15 protein-coding genes and 1 riboswitch are annotated in these 15827 nt (G+C 54.1%); of the genes, 5 read left to right on the top strand and 10 right to left on the bottom strand.

Annotation, left to right across the window (positions count from 1 at the left end):
* Positions 1-270: 270 nt before the first annotated feature.
* Complete coding sequence (locus FHR87_RS11330) at positions 271-600, top strand: hypothetical protein (RefSeq protein ID WP_183166838.1); 330 nt, start codon at positions 271-273, stop codon at positions 598-600.
* 56 nt (positions 601-656) lie between these two features.
* Here FHR87_RS11330 and FHR87_RS11325 read toward each other — a convergent pair whose 3' ends face one another.
* Positions 657-1418, bottom strand: coding sequence for an ABC transporter permease (locus tag FHR87_RS11325; RefSeq protein WP_183166837.1), 762 nt, complete (start codon positions 1416-1418; stop codon positions 657-659).
* Positions 1418-2341, bottom strand: coding sequence for an ATP-binding cassette domain-containing protein (locus FHR87_RS11320; protein WP_183166836.1), 924 nt, complete (start codon positions 2339-2341; stop codon positions 1418-1420). The genes FHR87_RS11325 and FHR87_RS11320 overlap by 1 nt, the downstream gene beginning before the upstream one ends.
* Positions 2342-2506: 165 nt before the next feature.
* On the opposite strand from FHR87_RS11320, the gene ligB reads away from it, so the two are divergent.
* The 4 genes from ligB (at position 2507) to FHR87_RS11300 (ending at position 8931) form a co-directional block, all read left to right on the top strand.
* Positions 2507-4207, top strand: coding sequence for an NAD-dependent DNA ligase LigB (gene ligB / locus FHR87_RS11315; RefSeq protein WP_246336009.1), 1701 nt, complete (start codon positions 2507-2509; stop codon positions 4205-4207).
* A gap of 104 nt (positions 4208-4311) precedes the next feature.
* Positions 4312-4410: riboswitch (S-adenosyl-L-homocysteine riboswitch) on the top strand.
* A 22-nt stretch (positions 4411-4432) separates the two neighbouring features.
* Positions 4433-5842: an adenosylhomocysteinase gene (gene ahcY, locus FHR87_RS11310; protein ID WP_183166834.1), complete on the top strand. Its 1410-nt coding sequence runs from the start codon at positions 4433-4435 to the stop codon at positions 5840-5842.
* A gap of 90 nt (positions 5843-5932) precedes the next feature.
* A complete protein-coding gene (metF, locus tag FHR87_RS11305; RefSeq protein ID WP_183166833.1) occupies positions 5933-6784 on the top strand; it encodes a methylenetetrahydrofolate reductase [NAD(P)H] in 852 nt (283 codons plus the stop codon).
* A 299-nt stretch (positions 6785-7083) separates the two neighbouring features.
* Positions 7084-8931, top strand: a complete 1848-nt coding sequence (locus tag FHR87_RS11300) for an RNA helicase RhlE2 (RefSeq protein ID WP_183166832.1) — start codon at positions 7084-7086, stop codon at positions 8929-8931.
* 68 nt (positions 8932-8999) lie between these two features.
* Here FHR87_RS11300 and FHR87_RS11295 read toward each other — a convergent pair whose 3' ends face one another.
* The 8 genes from FHR87_RS11295 to nifS form a co-directional block, all read right to left on the bottom strand.
* Positions 9000-9542, bottom strand: coding sequence for a flavodoxin (locus FHR87_RS11295; protein ID WP_183166831.1), 543 nt, complete (start codon positions 9540-9542; stop codon positions 9000-9002).
* A gap of 193 nt (positions 9543-9735) precedes the next feature.
* Positions 9736-11067, bottom strand: coding sequence for an ATP-dependent Clp protease ATP-binding subunit ClpX (gene clpX / locus FHR87_RS11290; RefSeq protein WP_183166830.1), 1332 nt, complete (start codon positions 11065-11067; stop codon positions 9736-9738).
* A complete protein-coding gene (gene nifM, locus FHR87_RS11285; protein ID WP_183166829.1) occupies positions 11060-11965 on the bottom strand; it encodes a nitrogen fixation protein NifM in 906 nt (301 codons plus the stop codon). The genes clpX and nifM overlap by 8 nt, the downstream gene beginning before the upstream one ends.
* A complete protein-coding gene (locus FHR87_RS11280) occupies positions 11958-12428 on the bottom strand; it encodes a nitrogen fixation protein NifZ (protein WP_183166828.1) in 471 nt (156 codons plus the stop codon). Before FHR87_RS11280 ends, nifM begins: the two co-directional genes overlap by 8 nt.
* Before the next feature lie 15 nt (positions 12429-12443).
* Positions 12444-12791 carry a nitrogenase-stabilizing/protective protein NifW gene (gene nifW / locus FHR87_RS11275; RefSeq protein ID WP_183166827.1) on the bottom strand — a complete coding sequence of 116 codons (348 nt, stop codon included), beginning with the start codon at positions 12789-12791 and terminating at the stop codon, positions 12444-12446.
* On the bottom strand, positions 12788-13327 hold the full coding sequence (locus tag FHR87_RS11270; protein WP_183166826.1) for a tetratricopeptide repeat protein: 540 nt from the start codon (positions 13325-13327) through the stop codon (positions 12788-12790). Before FHR87_RS11270 ends, nifW begins: the two co-directional genes overlap by 4 nt.
* A 93-nt stretch (positions 13328-13420) precedes the next feature.
* On the bottom strand, positions 13421-14665 hold the full coding sequence (gene nifV, locus FHR87_RS11265; RefSeq protein ID WP_338021247.1) for a homocitrate synthase: 1245 nt from the start codon (positions 14663-14665) through the stop codon (positions 13421-13423).
* A complete protein-coding gene (nifS, locus tag FHR87_RS11260; RefSeq protein ID WP_183166825.1) occupies positions 14610-15818 on the bottom strand; it encodes a cysteine desulfurase NifS in 1209 nt (402 codons plus the stop codon). The genes nifV and nifS overlap by 56 nt, the downstream gene beginning before the upstream one ends.
* Positions 15819-15827 lie beyond the last annotated feature (9 nt).

The following is a 15827-nucleotide window of genomic DNA, read 5'->3' as shown; positions in this document are numbered from 1 at the left end:
TGCAAACTCGCGGGGTTATCTGGCTGGGCCCTGAATTCTGCGGGTTTGCTCTTCTTCATCAACGCCTCTGGCTCGAAACGTCAACAGCCCCTAGCCGAACGACAGTTGTTGATACTCACTTCATAATCCTGAAAAACCACACGAAAAGCGCCTTGCCAGGCGCTTTTTTGATGCTAGATTCCCGCCTGGCCATCCCACAATCAATCCAACGGACTCGACCCGGTACAGGGATGGCCGTACAACCGGATCATGGAATAGGCCCTATCTCCAATGCGTATTACTCGTTTCATCGCCAGCACTCTTCTGACTTGCGCTACCCTTTCCGCGTACGCCGCCGACAGTGGCAGCCTGCAGAGCAAGTGCCAGGAACAAAAGGCAAGCCAGCAGCAAAACATCGACAAGGTCGGGCTGCTCGGCCAGTTACTGGAAAACAAGAACATCCAGAACGGTGCCGCTCAGGCCAATGACACCTGCAATCGTGTAGCCAGCCAGCAGGCCACCAGTACGGCAGATGCCAACCAGCAGGCAACCAAAGTAACCAACGCAGTAGACAGCGTCCAAGCCGCCTCGAATGCCTTGGGTAGCCTGTTCGGCAAGTAAGATAAGCATGCCCGGAGCAGCCTCAGGCTGCTCACCCTGTTCCCGGAGCAAGCCACTCAACTCTTCAAGCGGTAGCCGGTTTTGAAGATCCAGCCTACCAGCGCCAGACAAATCGCCAGAAACCCACAGGTCATGCCCAGGCTGACTGCCGGATTGACGTCGGCGACGCCGTAGAAGCTCCAGCGAAAGCCGCTGATCAGGTACACCACCGGGTTGAGCAAAGCCACCTTTTGCCAGAAAGACGGCAGCATTTCGATTGAGTAGAAACTGCCGCCAAGAAACGCCAGTGGCGTAACGATCAGGGAAGGAACGATCTGTAGCTTTTCCCAGCCATCCGCCCAGATGCCGATGATGAAGCCGAAGAGACAAAACGTAACAGCGGTCAATATCAGAAACAGCGCCATCCATACCGGATGCTCGATCCGGTAATCCACGAATATTCGCGCAGTCACCAGGATCAGCAGGCCGAGAATGATCGACTTGGTAGCGGCAGCGCCGACATAGCCCACCAGAATCTCGACATGGGACACCGGTGCCGACAGCACCTCGTAGATGGTCCCCGAATAACGTGGCATATAGATGCCAAAGGACGCATTGGTAATGCTCTCGGTCAGCAGCATCATCATGATCAGCCCAGGCACGATGAAGGCCGCGTAGCCGATACCATGGATCTGGCTCATGCTGGAGCCAATGGCTGAGCCGAACACCACGAAGTACAGCGAGGTGGAGATCACCGGGGTGGCGATGCTCTGCAACAGCGTGCGCCAGGCGCGCGACAGTTCGAACAGATAGATTGCGCGGATCGCGTAACGATTCATCAGCGGGCTCTCAACAGATTGACGACGATTTCCTCCAGCGAACTCTGGCTGGTCTGCAAATCCTTGAAGTCGATGCCCTGCTCGCCGAGCCGGCGCAGCAGCTCGGCGATGCCGGTACGCTCGTGATGGGCATCGAAGGTATACGCCAATTGCTGGCCGTCGGCGGACAATAGCAGTGGATACTCGGCCAACCCTGCCGGAATCTGCGCCAGCGGCTGTTGCAATTGCAGAGTCAGCCGTTTGCTGCCCAACTGCACCATCAGCCGCTCCTTGTCTTCCACCAGGATGATCTCGCCCTGGCGAATCACCCCGATGCGATCGGCCATCTCTTCGGCCTCTTCGATGTAATGCGTGGTGAGGATGATGGTCACTCCGCGCTCGCGCAGCCTATGCACCATTGCCCACATGTCGCGACGCAGCTCGACATCGACCCCGGCGGTGGGTTCGTCGAGAAAGAGAATGCTCGGCTCGTGCGACAGTGCCTTGGCGATCATCACCCGGCGTTTCATACCACCGGAAAGATCAAGGATGCGCGCATCCTTCTTGTCCCATAGCGACAGGTCGCGCAGCAGCTTTTCGATATAGGCATCGTCCGGTGCCTTGCCAAACAGGCCGCGACTGAAGCGCACGGTCGTCCAGACACTTTCAAAACCTTCGTTATACAACTCCTGCGGTACCAGGCCGATCTTCGAACGGGCCTGGCGATAGTCGGCGACGATATCGTGGCCATCGACCAGCACGCGGCCGGTTCCAGGATTGACGATCCCGCAGACGATGCCGATCAATGTGGTCTTGCCTGCCCCGTTCGGCCCGAGCAGGGCAAAGATTTCGCCACGGCGAATGTCCAGATCGATGCTTTTCAGCGCCTGATGGCCAGAAGCATAGGTCTTGGTGAGCTGTTCGATGGAGATCACAGGCTGCACTAACTCATCTCCAGAGATGAAAGAAGGGAGCCGATTGTAGAGAAAAGCCAGACGGTGAGCAGAACGAAATTCCGTGCCACAAAGCGGCACTGGCACACGGACCACAGGGTACGTACAGGCGCAACATAGCGGCATACCTTTACCAATAGAGCAAGGATGCTCACCATGTTACGCACGTTGGTTTTGCTGTCACTCTGCCTGCTCCCCACCATCGGCCTTGCGGCTCACTGTCCTGACTGGCCTACCGAGCGAGCCAGGCAAGAAATCGCCAGCTTGTCCCGACAAATTGCCGAGTGGAACACGGCCTATCATCGGGACGGACGCTCGCCAGTCGATGATGAGCTGTACGATCAGGCCAGCACCAGGCTTACCCTTTGGCAGCAGTGTTTTCCCGGTACGCCCAGCTCCCTACCTGACCCGCTGGCTACGACTCGGGGCGAGGTCGTCCATCCCGTAGCGCAGACTGGCCTGGCCAAACTGACCGACGAAAATGAAATACGTCATTGGATCGCCAGCCGACAGGCATTATGGATTCAACCAAAAGTAGATGGCGTAGCGGTCACGCTCGTCTACGAACAAGGTCGGCTGTTACAAGCCATCAGCCGCGGCAATGGCCAGCGCGGCCAGGACTGGACACCCAATGCCAGTCGCATCCAGGCAATTGCGCAACGATTACCAAGTGAGAAACGGATCATCCTGCAAGGTGAACTCTACTGGCGACAGGACGGACATGTGCAATCCAGAGATGGCAGTGCCAGTGCCCGCAGCCAGATAGCCGGAGCAATGGCCCGGCAGGATCTCGATAACGCCACCGCTGCACGGATCGGCCTGTTCGTCTGGGACTGGCCAAACGGTCCGGATGAAATGGAGCAACGCCTCGCTGGACTGGCCGCCCTCGGCTTGGGCGACTCACAGCGCTTCAGCCAGCCGCTGAACGGTTTCGATGAAGCCCGGCAGTGGCGTGAAACCTGGTATCGCACTCCACTGCCCTTCGCCAGCGATGGCGTGGTGCTACGCCAGAGCCAACGCCCGGACGGCAGCCACTGGCAGGCTGCGCCACCCTCCTGGGCCGTAGCCTGGAAGTACCCTGTTCGCTCGGCTTTGACACAGGTGCAGGCGGTGGAATTTCGCATCGGCCGCACCGGGCGCATTACACCGCTGCTGAAGCTGGAACCGGTCGTACTGGACGATCGTACCGTTCGTCAAGTCAGCGTCGGCTCATTGCAACGCTGGCAGGCACTGGATATCCGTCCTGGCGATCAGGTTGCCGTCGCACTCGCCGGCTTGACCATTCCGCGCCTGGAACAAGTAGTCTGGCGTACCCAGGAACGCCAAGCAGTCATGGCACCACAGGCTGCCGACTACCATGCCTTGAGCTGCTGGAAACCCACCCCCGGTTGCAGACAGCAATTTCTCGCCCGCCTCGCCTGGCTGAGCGGCAAAAGCGGACTGAACCTGCCCGGCATCGGCTCCGGTATCTGGCAATCACTACTGGATGCAGGATTGCTTGATGATCTGCTTACCTGGCTCGATCTGGGCATCGAGGAGTTATCGCGAGCACCTGGCATCGGCGAGACACGGGCCAGAATGCTAGCGGAGGCAATGAGTCAGGCACGGCAGCGGCCGTTCCCAGTCTGGCTGCGGGCGCTTGGGGCACCAGCCGGCCTGAAAGCAGGGTCGCAAGAAGACTGGAACAGCCTGGCCACACGCAGCGAAGAACAGTGGCGACACGCAGCAGCTGTCGGAGCGACACGTGCGCGCCGGCTACAGGTATTTTTCGCTCATCCAGACGTAGAAGAGTTGCGCGCTCATCTACAGCGAATCGGCATAATGGGGTTCACCGTCACCAATACCACACCACGATAGATTGGCTGCATAAGCCCGGTCATACTTGGGTCCATCGAGTAGCACGGCTATAATCCCCGAACTTTTCACATGATCGGCCATAGCATGCCGATCATGCCCGCCACCCATCCGAGGGGCGCTGCAGCAGTCGGAACCACCGAGGTCCGGTCTGTCAGGCTCGGATGGGGCGTTCCTTCGCAACGCATCAACGGCGCCCATTCGCACATACGAATGGAGACTCATCGCATGAGTGCTGTCATGACGCCTGCCGGTTTTACCGATTATAAGGTTGCCGATATTTCCCTGGCCGAATGGGGCCGCCGCGAGATCATCATCGCCGAATCGGAAATGCCGGCATTGATGGGCCTACGCTACAAATACGCGTCGGAGCAACCCCTGAAAGGCGCGAAAATCCTGGGCTGCATCCACATGACCATCCAGACAGCGGTCCTGATCGAGACGCTGATAGCGCTGGGCGCCGAAGTGCGCTGGTCATCCTGCAACATCTTCTCGACCCAAGACCAGGCCGCTGCCGCAGTGGCCGCTGCCGGCGTTCCAGTCTTCGCCTGGAAAGGAGAAACTGAAGAACAGTACCAATGGTGTCTGGAACAAACCATCCTCAAAGATGGCAAGCCGTGGGATGCCAACATGGTGCTGGACGATGGCGGCGACCTGACCGCTATGCTGCACGACAAGTATACTCAGGTAATGGAGCAGGTCCACGGCATCACCGAAGAGACCACCACTGGTGTACATCGCCTGCTGGACATGCTCAAGAAAGGCACCTTGAAAGTCCCGGCCATCAACGTCAACGACTCGGTGACCAAAAGCAAGAACGACAACAAATACGGCTGCCGCCACAGCCTCAGCGACGCCATCAAACGTGGCACCGATCATTTGTTATCAGGCAAGCAAGCGCTGGTCATCGGCTACGGCGACGTGGGCAAGGGTTCGGCTGCCTCGCTGCGCCAGGAAGGCATGATCGTCAAGATCAGCGAAATCGACCCGATCTGCGCCATGCAGGCTTGCATGGACGGCTACGAGTTGGTCTCGCCCTACAAGGATGGCCTCAACAATGGCACCGAAGCCAGTATCGACACAGCCTTGCTGGGCAAGATCGACCTGATCGTCACCACCACTGGCAACGCCGATGTCTGCGATGCCCATATGCTCAACGCGCTGAAAAAACGCGCAGTAGTCTGCAATATCGGGCATTTCGATAATGAAATCGATACCGCTTTCATGCGCAAGAACTGGGTCTGGGAAGAGGTCAAGCCCCAGGTACACAAGATCCATCGCACCGGCAAGGGTAGTTTCGATCCGCAAAACGACGATTACCTGATTCTGCTGGCCGAAGGCCGCTTGGTGAACCTGGGTAATGCCACTGGTCACCCGAGTCGAATCATGGATGGTTCGTTCGCCAACCAGGTACTGGCGCAAATACACCTATTCAATAAAAAGTTCGCCGATCTGCCCGCTGCCGAAAAAAGCCAGAACATAACCGTCATGGTCCTGCCGAAGAAACTCGACGAAGAAGTCGCTGCCGAGATGGTGAAAGGCTTCGGTGGGGTCATCACCCGACTGACCTCACAACAGGCCGAATACATCGGCGTCAATACTGATGGCCCGTTCAAACCAGACAGTTATCGTTACTAAAGCCGGAAGTCGCAAGCTTGAGGCCGCTCAGAGACTGAGTCTGTTCGACTTCAAGCTTCAAGCTTCAAGCTTCAAGCTTGGTAAAAACCAATGACTATTTCGAATCGCCCCAACATCAGCTTCGAATTCTTCCCGACCAAGACCGACGCCGGGCACCAGAAACTACTGGCTAACGCCCGCCAGTTGGCCGGCTACAACCCGGATTTCTTCTCCTGCACCTATGGTGCCGGGGGCTCTACGCGTGATCGCACGCTCACTACCGTCCTGCAGTTGGATAGCGAGATCAAGGTTCCGACCGCCCCGCACATCTCCTGCGTCGGTGACAGCAAGGCGGAGCTGCGTGAGCTGCTCAACCTTTACAAGAATGCCGGAATTCGCCGCATCGTCGCGCTACGTGGGGATTTGCCTTCCGGCATGGGCCAGGCTAGCGGAGAGCTACGCTATGCCAACGAGCTGGTGGAATTCATCCGCAGCGAGACCCAAGACCACTTTCATATCGAAATCGCCGCTTATCCGGAAATGCATCCCCAGGCACGGAACTTCGAAGATGACGTTGCCAATTTCGCACGCAAAGTCCGGGCCGGTGCAAATAGCGCGATAACCCAATATTTTTTCAGTGCCGACTGCTATTTCCACTTCGTGGAACGTGCAACTGGAGCGGGCGTGGAAATCCCGATCGTACCGGGCATCATGCCGATTACCAATTACAGCAAGCTGGCACGCTTTTCTGATGCCTGCGGCGCAGATATTCCACGCTGGATTCGCAAGCAATTGGAAGCCTATGGTGACGACTCCGAAAGTATCCGCAAATTTGGCGAGCAGGTAATCACCGAAATGTGCGAACGCCTGCTGCAAGGCGGAGCACCGGGATTGCATTTCTACACACTGAACCAGGCAGAACCCAGCCTTGCCATCTGGAACAATCTCGGGCTGGGCTCATGAGCCAAAATCGAATCGAATTGGCCCAAGTCCGAATGCAATATCGTTTTAACGAAAAAAATTCTACCTATTCCCCTTAACAAGCTAGCCACTGAACCCAAAAGCTGTGGTAGTGTCATAACCATGCGGGGTTGATCCAAATTGGTAATACTCCGCACTCCCGCCCAGCTTGCGCCCGGATGTCATCCTTCTACAGCTAGAAAGAGATGGCAAGACCGGTCGGGATAGCGCCAGATTCGCGCGATTCCAGCCAGGCATTATCGCCCTCGGGCCTACGGCCCCCTTAAAAGACAGGATAACGCATGTCCTTTGCTTCCCTCGGTCTCTCCGAGGCTTTAGCCGGTGCCGTCGAGGCCGCTGGCTATATCCAGCCTACACCGGTGCAACAGCGGGCCATTCCCGCCGTGTTGCAAAAACGCGATTTAATGGTTGCTGCGCAAACGGGTACAGGGAAAACCGGTGGCTTCGCCCTTCCCGTCCTCGAATTGCTGTTTCCTGGCGGCCAGCCGAGCCGCTCCAGCCAAAGCCCGCGCCAAGCTCGCGTGCTGGTGCTGACCCCCACTCGGGAACTTGCTGCACAGGTTCACGACAGCTTCAAGCTGTACGCCCGAGACCTACCGCTCAAAAGTGCCTGTATCTTCGGCGGAGTCGGTGCGAATCCGCAAGTCAAAGCACTTGCGCAAGGTGTAGACGTACTGGTCGCCTGTCCAGGGCGTCTGCTCGATCTGGTCGGGCAGAACAGTGTGGACCTTTCCACCGTGGAAATCCTGGTTCTTGATGAAGCTGATCGCATGCTCGACATGGGATTTATCCATGACGTGCGCAAGGTATTGGCCAAGCTGCCGGAAAAAAGACAGAACCTGTTGTTCTCGGCGACCTTTTCCAACGATATCGTCACGTTGGCAGGCAAGCTTCTGCAAGACCCTGAACGCATTGAAGTTACGCCACCGAACACCACGGTAGAGCGTATCGAGCAGCGCGCCTACCGGTTGCCCGCATCCCATAAGCGCGCACTGCTCGCCCATCTCATCACCCTAGGCCAATGGGAACAGGTTCTGGTATTTACTCGCACCAAGCATGGTGCCAATCGTCTGGCCGAATACCTGGATAAGCACGGATTAGCTGCTGCTGCCATCCATGGAAACAAAAGCCAGAATGCACGAACTCGAGCCCTTGCCGACTTTAAGGCAGGCAGCATTCGCATATTGGTTGCCACTGATATTGCTGCCAGAGGGTTGGATATCGACCAATTACCGCACGTAGTCAATTTCGAGCTCCCAAACATCGAAGAAGATTATGTCCATCGCATTGGGAGAACTGGGCGCGCCGGCCGGAATGGCGAGGCAATTTCCCTGGTAGCTCCAGATGAAGAAAAACTGCTGCGCAATATCGAACGCCTGACTCGGCAGAAAATACCGGATGGTGACTATATGGGCTTCGATCCAGCCACCGTCGAAATCGAAAAGAAAGAAGTCGGTAGTACTTCAAATACGCAAGAGCAGCGACCCAATCAGGAATCGAAAAGGCACCGACCGGCTCACCATAGCAACGATAATAAACAAGCGATACAGCAAACCTCGGAAAGCGATAGAACTTCCCGCTCCAGAAAAAACAACAATCTCCGAGGCAAGCCCAGAAACAACGCTGCAGATCAGACCAAGTCAAACGATCAACATCCGGCAGCAAGCACGATACCTCGCTTCTCTACCAATAGAGATCCGGAAGAGTTTCTTGATGACGACATCGATAACTTTGGTAATCGTGTCGACTATGTAAGCCCTTACCAGAATAAGGGGCGTGGTCGACGCTCCAATGGGCGAACCGGAGCCACGGCAGCTACACCTGCTCAAGCAACAACTCCTGGCGGCACCGGCCAACATCGCGATACAAGCAAGCGTCAACCGAAAAAACCTAATGGTCAGATTCGTAATGGACGAAACCGGGCCCCGGAACGCGTCCTGACGCCTTTTCAGGCGCAACCCCGTGAAGGCAGCAGCAATGCCCAGCCGCAACGTACACGCCAACCGGTAATAGTGAAGAAAGAATCGAAACTCGAGCGACTGCCCAGCCTAGAACAACTGGAACAGCTTGATGGCACGCCAAACAAAAGCAAGGGAGAAAAGCCTGCCTTGCTAACGCGCAATCACTGATATCGGACAGGATAAAGCGCGTTACTAAAATAAACCGCCCGATTTGATGATCGGGCGGTGTTGTTATATCAGACGTTCAGACCAAACTCAGGAGCAATCTGCTTGAGCCAGGCGCTGACACGTTCATCAGTCAAATTGCTCTGGTTTTCCAAATCCAGTACCAACCCAACAAACTTGCCATCGACTACAGCTTTGGAAGCTTTAAACTCGTAACCATCAGTAGACCAGGAACCAACGACCTTTGCGCCTCGCTCGACAACTAGATCGTAGATCGGCTTCATGCCGCTGACGAAATCGTCAGGATAACCTACTTGGTTGCCTAGACCGTAAAGAGCAACAGTTTTGCCAGAAAAATCCACCCCTTCCAATTGAGGAAGAAATTCCTCCCAGCTTTCATTCTCGCAATCGGAAGAAAGCCCTGGTAGCTCACCATCACCCAAGGTGGAAGTTGCCAAGATGAGGAAATCATATTTGGCAATATCATCGGGCGCAGCCTTGTTCACGTTAACGGGATCAGCCATCGTCTCGTCGTCAAAGCGCTTTTTGATCATTTTGGCAACCTTGCGAGTTCTCCCGGTGTTGGTACCGAAGAACACTCCAATCTTGGCCATAACTTACCCCTGGCTAAAGTGCATGAAACTTATTGTAAGTCTTCCCAACTTTGGATTCATAATTTACTGAAATATCACCCAGGCAAAGCCTGGCCATTGGCTACCCAGCCACAACCACTTGAAAAATAAAAAATAATTATTCAAAAAAAATAGGCTCAGCCTTACATGGCCAAGCCTATTGCTTTACAACAAATTAAAGATCGACTGAAAAGCGAGCTTTATCTGTAGCCTCGACGCCTTTGGTTGATTGCGTATCGGCAATGGACTCGATCTCCTCTTCAGCCATGACGCTCAATACCTCGAGGGATTTACTACCATCCTCTTTCTCCACCAGATCCAGAGAGCAACGGCGAAGCAAAGGCTGAGAAGGCATGTTGAACATCGTTTTTTGCAGAGCAACCTCTAATACTGCACGCAATCCACGAGCACCCGTTTTACGAATTAAAGCCTGGTCGGCAATATAGCCAAGGGCCTCATCGGTAACCTCGAGAGTAACTCCTTGATAGGCAAATAGTTGCTTATACTGCTTAACCAAAGCATTGCATGGCTCGGTAAGGATACGTAGCAACGTAGTGCGGTCAAGCTCCTGCAGAAAGGTGATAATCGGGAAACGACCGATGAACTCAGGAATCAGACCGAATTCGTGCAGATCATCGGGCAGCAATGAGGCTAACAACTCATTAAGCGACGGCATCTTCTGGCGCGGTGACGCATGGAATCCTATCCCCGAATCCTTTGGTTGGAGACGGCTGGAAACCAGCGCTTCCAGTCCGGGAAAAGCTCCGCCGGCAATGAAGAGAATATTGCGCGTATCCACAACCTGCTCTTCCCCATGATCGCTACGGCGCCCGGATTTGGTAATCCGAACTTCCGTTCCCTCGACCATTTTCAGCAAGGCTTGCTGCACCCCTTCGCCGGAAATATCTCGTACCGCAGTACCACCGCCACTACGTTTTGCCAGTTTATCTACTTCGTCAATGTACACGATCCCCCACTGAGCCTGCTGGACATCACCTCCAGCCGCATCGAGCAGGCGTGCAATGATGCTATCGACATCATCACCAACATAGCCAGCCTGGGTCAGAGTGGTGGCATCCGCAGAAGCGAACGGAACACCGAGGATACGCGCCAACGTACGTACCAGCAGAGTCTTGCCGGTGCCGGAAGGCCCAGCCATGAGAATATTGGATTTTTCCAGTTCCACCTGCTCGCTAAGTTGGCAAACAGGGTCCCGATCGCAATTCAACAGACGCAAATAATGACTGTACACTGCTACAGCCAACGTTTCCTTGGCGAATTCCTGTCCTATAACTGATTCATCCAAATGCTGCTTGTACTCTATCGGAGTACGCAGTTGCGGCGCCATTTCCTGGCTCTTGCGCCGCTGCCCCCAACTGCTTACTACTTGGTGGGCCAGTTTCACACAAGCCTCACAGATACGACCCTCATTGCCTGCAATAAGGGGTACGGTCGGGCTCTTTTCGGCACCACAAAACGAGCAACGCGGAGTCTCTGTATCAGCCATGAGCCACTTTCTCCAAAGATGCAGATGCATGTTGTTGCAGCAGACTTACAAGCCATTCCCGCTGACGCCTCTGTCGCTGGCGAGATTCCAGCCAATCTCGAAGCCGAGGGGCAGCTTCTTCCAGTGAGGCTATTTCTTCTGAAATCTTCGATTCGCAATAGATCAGATGAAAGCCCAGTGGAGATTCCACGATCTGACTCAATTGCCCTTCTTCGAGATCGAAAAGGCAGTTCTCCAGCACAGGATAAAGCTTGCCCTTGGTCACCTCACCGAGCAGACCGCCCTCCATTGAAGTTGGGCATTCGGAATGCTTCATCGCTTGCATGGCAAAACGCTCGATATCGACTGTGGGTTGCTGCTTGTCAGTGAGTCGTTTATGGATAGCCTGCATACGCGACAACGCCGCTTCGCGCTTATTTTCCTGGTAATCAGGGTTAATGGTTATAAGTATGTGGCGAGCTTTGTAAGAAGCTGGCCGTCTAAATTGATCAATATGGCTGAAATAATACTGACTGATTTCTTCATCGGTCACTGAAGACACATCCCGGCAGATCCGATCAAGTACAGCCTCTACTTTCAAATCTCGCAACAGGAATATACGTAATTGAGCACTTTCAAGCCCTTGACTTTCAAGAGCCAACTCCAGAGCCTCTTCATTTTCGTAACGATCACGAATACTTTGCCAAGCATCGTCGACCTGGGATTCAGGGATTACCACGCCGACAGCCTCGGAGCTACGAAGCACTACTTCCTCGATCTGTAACTGACGACCAACGATACGAGCAGCCTCTTGTTGCTGGTCGGGTTTCAAGGCCGCGGGTTCACAACCAAACCGCTCCAGAGCGACCCGTAACAGACGATAACGACCTTCACTACCGTTAGAAATCAGCTCACTCATCGTTGATGGTCTCCCCTTGACTTCCAGCCATCTCAAGGCTTTGTTCAGGAACTTGCAATACGCGGCCTTCACCAAAATGCACGTGGTACTGCACCCCCTCCGGTAAGTCCCTGATCACTTTCATGATTTCACCCTCTTGGCCACGCTCGACGACAACTTCACCCCGGATGGCCAAGCTATGGGTTGTCACAACCCTGTCGCGAAACTCGAATAGATTGGGTACCCAGGGATCCGATGCCGGGATCAGCTCTTCCTCGCGACAACCAACCGTGCGACCTTCTTCAAGAAAGTGCACCCGATAGATAATCTGATCCTGCAAATAAGTTCCGATGTCACGGACACAGCCTACCGCGCCACGTCGAATCAGTAAGGTTCCAGTATCCATTCCAGGATAAGTTCCATCGTTACGCACGTTGCGAATCAAACGCACCGTATCGCCATAGTCATATTGCGGCAGAGTCATGACATCCTCTCTTCATCAACCCAGTAGCTGCTCAATGGGTACGAAAGTGGTTTGCGGCTCACCACGCTTGAATACCTTGAAGACCTTTTCGGTAAGCGCATCGGATTCGACAAAATCCTGATAGGCACGAGCCAGCAACTGGCGATAGATAGCAGCACGAGCATCGTCGTCATGCTCCTCAAGTTCGCCAGCCTTGATCAGGTAATCGTGATAGCGCTGCATAATATGTAGGCGATTGATGTGTACGACAGTCTGATCGAAAGGCACACCGAAGAACTCCAGAAAATCTTCAGCGGATACCAACTCTTCCATGGCTTCATCCAATGTCAGATCAAAGTCAGAAGAAAAAGGTTGTACGGTCATGGTCGTATCTCCACGGTAGTAGCAGTAGGAAAAGTTAGGATTTCAGCACTGTGACTGGCTAGCACATCCAATAGAAGCCTGGCCCCCAGGCGATTGTCGGAATCAAGCTCGACAACCTTGGTAAGCATGGCCTTCCCTTGCTCAAAACGGTTCAGACGCAGGTTAAGATACCCGGCCCCCTTGAGAGCCAGCAGATAGAAACGCAGCAATCCCATTCCTCGGTCAGCAGCGATATTCAGGTGCGATTGCTTGACTTCGCACCACTGCGCAGGAAGTGAAAGCTGCGGCCCGACGATATCCAGCACTCGATCGGCGACACCCAGCGCGTCTTGATAGCGATGCTGGTAGTAGTAGAACCGGTATAAACCAACCAGAACTGTAAGATTTTCGGGAGCCAGAGTCTGGGCAGCAAGTAAGAATTCTTCGGCAGTTCCTTCACTGTACTGCTCGCCAGCTACAGCTAGCAGAGCTTCAACCTCAGGCGCCATAGGGTTATCAAAGTAAAGTCCCTCGCCATCGAAATCCTGAAGATCCATGCTTGTATACTCCGTTTTTCGGCCTGCCGAAGTACCACACATAGCAGCAAGCAAAATATTACTGGACGATAGCATGCTCTTTGGAAAGCAGGTTCATGCCACATCCCCAGGAATCGCTCCAGAGGTTTTATCGCCGCAAAGCTGACGATAGAAAACCTGTAACTCATCAGAATTAGGGCTACGCTTGGCATTGGTCGAAAAAACTCGGATGCGGCTCAACAAAATCTGGCTTTGCCGATCATCAAGCTCGATACCCAATTCCTGATAAGTGATTTTTACCATATGTGCACCGGAATGCTTTCCTAGCACCAGGCTATGGCTACGACCTAATTCATCAGGGTTCAAACCTTCGTAATTTCCACGGTATTTAAGAATGCCATCGACATGAATCCCTGCCTCGTGCGTAAACACACCAGCCCCGACTATGCTTTTCTGCCAGGCCACTTGCCGGCCGGAAGCTTGCTCGACAAGTGCAGAAACCGATGGAATACCGCGCGTATCGATACCAGTATCGATGCCATAAAGATGCTTGAGAGCCAAGGCGCACTCTTCCAGCGGTGCATTTCCTGCTCGCTCGCCTAATCCATTGACGGTGGTATTGATATGTGTGGCACCCCCCATTACTGCGGCGACGGTATTGGCTGTAGCTAGGCCAAAATCGTCGTGGGCATGAACCTCCAACTCCATATCCAGCCGCTCACGCAAAAAGCGAAAACGCTCCAGCATAGAAAAAGGTTCCATGATGCCAACCGTATCGGCGAAACGAACCCTGCACGCGCCGGCAGCCTGAGCAATCTCTGCTACCTCGACGATGAACTCGATATCGGCACGGGATGAATCCTCGCATCCTAGGCAGACATCGAAACCAGCCATGCGGGCCTCCGAAACCAATCGAGAGACCTCTCTCTTTGCCCACGCGCGATCCTTGTTGATCTTGTGCTGCAGCATCAGGTCGGATACAGGTAAGGAAAGATCCAGCATATGTACACCAGTAGTACGAGCGGCCTGTAAGTCGACATCGCTTAAACGGCACCAGGCCAACAGCCGGGAAGGCAAATTCGAAGCGGCGATAGCGCGCATGACTTCGCGCTCGTCTTCACCCATGCTGGGAATTCCGATCTCCAGTTCAGGAACTCCCAATTCTGCCAGCGCATATGCAATAGCGATCTTTTCTTCAGGAGTGAAAGCTACTCCAGCGCTCTGCTCACCATCTCGCAAAGTAGTATCGTCAATGATCACAGTGCCCATGCTTTCTCTCCCGCTCGAAAGTTTCACACCAAAATCAGGCGTAAACTGGAGCGAACTCCTTACCCGAATCTTGCACAGGACCGTTACCACTCCAATACGGAGAGAGCTTGCGCAACTGGGCTACGATCGGCGGAACCTCACGGATTACATAATCAATTTCTTCTTCTGTCGTATAACGCGACAGTGAAAAGCGAACAGTGCCATGTGCTGCGGTATAGGGGATATCCATAGCCCGCATTACATGCGAAGGCTCGAGCGAACCGGAAGTACAGGCGGAACCACTGGAGGCGGCAATACCGACTTTATTCATCAGCAAAAGAATGGCTTCGCCTTCGATGAACTCAAAAGCAATATTGGCAGTATTGGGCAGGCGGTTCTCTGGATCACCAGTAACGAAGGAATGTGGAACTGCGGCAAGAATTCCTGCCTCAAGCCTGTCCCGCAAACGCTTGACTTCTGTATTTTCATGCTCCATGAACATTAGAGCACGGTCTGCAGCAACTCCCATACCGACGATCGATGCGGCGTTTTCGGTTCCAGCCCGACGCCCACGCTCCTGATGTCCACCGCGCAATAATGGGCGAAAGCGGGTTCCACGACGCAGATAAAGCACACCGACACCTTTCGGGGCATGCAGTTTATGTCCAGAAAGTGAAAGCATATGAATTGAGGAGTTTTTCAGGTCAATCGGTACCTTGCCAACTGCCTGGACTGCATCGGTGTGGAACATGACACCAGCTTCATCAGCCATGCGTGCCATCTCTTCGATCGGGAATAATGTGCCCGTCTCGTTATTGGCCCACATGACAGATACAATGGCAACATCATCGCCAAGCAGGTCAGCATATTGCTTGAGATCGAGACGACCACGCTTGTCTACCGTCAGTTTGTGTACCGTATATCCCTCACTCACCAAATGATCGCAGAGGGTCAGTACAGCAGGATGCTCAACGACAGTAGTGATGATCGTCTTGCGCTCTGGCTGCGCCTTAAGAGCAGAAAAAATGGCCGTAGAGTCAGCTTCTGTACCACAGGAAGTGAAGACTATCTCGGAATCATGCTCAGCACCGAGCAGGTTCTGTACGCTTTTGCGGGCATTTTTCAACGCCAGGCCCACTTGGTTACCGAAACTATGCAACGACGAAGGGTTACCGAACTGCTCAGTGAAGAAAGGTAGCATCGCCTGTACAACCTCATCATCAACTCGAGTTGTGGCGTTGTTGTCCAGATAGACGTTGACCATATCAAACCT

The sequence above is a fragment of the Azomonas macrocytogenes genome, from assembly GCF_014191985.1.
Classification (GTDB): Bacteria; Pseudomonadota; Gammaproteobacteria; order Pseudomonadales; family Pseudomonadaceae; genus Azomonas; species Azomonas macrocytogenes.
The sequence above is the reverse complement of the archived record's forward strand: the minus strand, read 5'-3'. Positions and strand labels throughout refer to the sequence as shown.

Excerpts from the sequence above, each read along its gene's own strand:
- FHR87_RS11330 (WP_183166838.1), top strand. The coding sequence starts at position 271 with ATGCGTATTACTCGTTTCATCGCCAGCACTCTTCTGACTTGCGCTACC.
- FHR87_RS11325 (WP_183166837.1), bottom strand. The coding sequence starts at position 1,418 with ATGAATCGTTACGCGATCCGCGCAATCTATCTGTTCGAACTGTCGCGC.
- ligB (WP_246336009.1), top strand. The coding sequence starts at position 2,507 with ATGTTACGCACGTTGGTTTTGCTGTCACTCTGCCTGCTCCCCACCATC.
- ahcY (WP_183166834.1), top strand. The coding sequence starts at position 4,433 with ATGAGTGCTGTCATGACGCCTGCCGGTTTTACCGATTATAAGGTTGCC.
- metF (WP_183166833.1), top strand. The coding sequence starts at position 5,933 with ATGACTATTTCGAATCGCCCCAACATCAGCTTCGAATTCTTCCCGACC.
- FHR87_RS11300 (WP_183166832.1), top strand. The coding sequence starts at position 7,084 with ATGTCCTTTGCTTCCCTCGGTCTCTCCGAGGCTTTAGCCGGTGCCGTC.
- FHR87_RS11295 (WP_183166831.1), bottom strand. The coding sequence starts at position 9,542 with ATGGCCAAGATTGGAGTGTTCTTCGGTACCAACACCGGGAGAACTCGC.
- clpX (WP_183166830.1), bottom strand. The coding sequence starts at position 11,067 with ATGGCTGATACAGAGACTCCGCGTTGCTCGTTTTGTGGTGCCGAAAAG.
- nifM (WP_183166829.1), bottom strand. The coding sequence starts at position 11,965 with ATGAGTGAGCTGATTTCTAACGGTAGTGAAGGTCGTTATCGTCTGTTA.
- FHR87_RS11280 (WP_183166828.1), bottom strand. The coding sequence starts at position 12,428 with ATGACTCTGCCGCAATATGACTATGGCGATACGGTGCGTTTGATTCGC.
- nifW (WP_183166827.1), bottom strand. The coding sequence starts at position 12,791 with ATGACCGTACAACCTTTTTCTTCTGACTTTGATCTGACATTGGATGAA.
- FHR87_RS11270 (WP_183166826.1), bottom strand. The coding sequence starts at position 13,327 with ATGGATCTTCAGGATTTCGATGGCGAGGGACTTTACTTTGATAACCCT.
- nifS (WP_183166825.1), bottom strand. The coding sequence starts at position 15,818 with ATGGTCAACGTCTATCTGGACAACAACGCCACAACTCGAGTTGATGAT.